Source organism: Mesorhizobium sp. WSM4312 (assembly GCF_002294875.1).
Lineage (GTDB): Bacteria > Pseudomonadota > Alphaproteobacteria > Rhizobiales > Rhizobiaceae > Mesorhizobium.
The window spans coordinates 1-1737 of sequence record NZ_NSFU01000049.1; the positions used below are offsets into that span (position 1 = coordinate 1).

The 1737-nt window shown below is 52.6% G+C and carries 2 protein-coding genes; both read left to right on the top strand.

Features of this window, described 5'->3' with window-relative positions; genetic code table 11:
- Positions 1 to 1404: hypothetical protein (locus tag CK228_RS36525; RefSeq protein WP_179296134.1), on the top strand; the 1404-nt coding region annotated here is incomplete at its 5' end.
- The coding region (locus tag CK228_RS36530; RefSeq protein WP_179296135.1) for a hypothetical protein at positions 1401 to 1737 on the top strand (337 nt) is incomplete at its 3' end. The genes CK228_RS36525 and CK228_RS36530, both read left to right, overlap by 4 nt.

A 1737-nucleotide genomic window follows, 5' to 3' on the forward strand; every position in this document is an offset into this window, starting at 1 on the left:
GAGAGGGAAGGAAGGAAGAGAAAAACGAGAAAGGAAGGAGGGAGAAGGAAAAAGGAGGGAGGAGAGAGAAGGAAAGGAAGGAGGGGGAGAGGGAGAGGGAGGAGAAAGGGGGGGGAGAAGTGGAAGGAAAGAAAGGAAAGAAAGGGGGAAGAAAAAGGGGAGAAAAGGAAAGAAAGGAGGGAAAAAAAGGGGGGAAAGAAAGAGGAAAGGATGGAAAGAAAGGGAAAGGAAGGAAGAGAGAGAGGAGAAGAAAAGAGGAAGGAGAGGGAGGAAGGGGAGGGAGGAGGGAGAGAGAGAAAAGGGGAGGAGAAAGGGAGAGGAAAGGAAGAGGAGGAGGGGGGGAGGAGGGGGGGGAGGGGGAGGAAGGAGGGGAAGAGGGGAGAGAGAAAAAAGATGGAAAAAAAGGAAAAAAAGAAAAAAGAGGAGAGGAAAAGAAGAGGGAAGGGGAGAAAAGGGGAAAGAAAGAAAGGAGGAGGAAAGAGGGGAAGAGGGAGAAAGAAGGGAGGGAAGGGGGGAAAGGAAGGGGGGGGGAAAGGGAAAGGACGGGAGGGGGAGGAGGGGAGGGAGATGGGAAGGGTGGGGGAAGAGGAGGGGGAGAAGGAGGGAGAGAAAGAACGGGATAGGGCGAGCAAGGAAGAAGGGGAGGACAGGGAGAAGAGAGAGGAAAAGGAGGGGGACGAAAGGAGAAGGAGAGGAAGGGGGAGGAAAGAAGGAGGAGGGAAGAAGAGGAAAGAAAAAAGAAAAAAAAGAGAAAAAAGAAAAGAGAGAAGGAGGAAAAAGAAAAAAAGGAAAAGAAGAAGGGGGAGAAAGGAGGGGGAAAGGGGGAAGGAAAGGAGAAGAAGGAAAGAAAAGAAGAAGGGAGGAAGGAAGAAAAGGGGGAAAAAAAAAAAAAAAGAAAGAGGGAGGGAGAAAGAGAAGAAGAAGAGGAAGGGAGGGGAGAAAGAGAAGAAAAGGGCGGGAGGGAGGGGAGTGAAGGGGGAAGGAAGGGGGGAGGAGAAGAGGGAAAGGGAGGAAAAGAAAAAAGGAGGAGGAGAAGAAAGGGAGAAAGAAAAAGAGAAGAAGGGAGGGGGAAGAGAAAGAGAGGAAAGGGAGAGGGAAAAAGAGGGAGAAAGGGGAGAGAGAGGGGAGGAAGGAGGGAGGGAGAGAGGAAGGAGGGGAGGGAGGGAGAGGGAGAGGAAGAAGGGGGAGGGGGAGGGAGGGAAGGGAGGGAGGGGAGGGGGGAAAGGAGGAGGGAGAAAGGGGGAGGGGGAGGGAGAGGGAGGAGGGGAGGGGGAGGAGGGAGAAAGGAAGGAAGGAAGAGGGAGGGGAGAGGAGAGAGAGGGGGGGGGGGGAGTGGAAGAAAGGAGGAAGGGTGAAGTGAAAGAAAAGGCGGAGAAGAGAGAGGAAAAGAGAGGAGGAAGGTGAAAGAGGAGGAAGAAGGAAGGAAAAAAAAGGAAGAAGGGAAGAAAAAAAAGAAAAGGAAAGAGAAGGAGAGAAAAAGAGAAAGGAAGAAGAAGAAGGGGGAGAGGGGGGGAGGAGGGAAAAGGGGGGAGGAAAGGGGAGGGGAGAGGGAGGGGAAAGAGAAGGAAAGGAGGAAGAGGAGGGAAGGAGAAGGGGGGGGAGAGAAAGAGAGGGGAGAGGGAGGGAGGAAACGACAAGGAAGAGGACGGGTGGGGCGGAAGGAAGATGAAGGGGCAGATGATGCTGGAAAAAGGAAAGGAAAAGAAAAAAAAAGAAAAGAGAAAAAGAAGGAAAGGA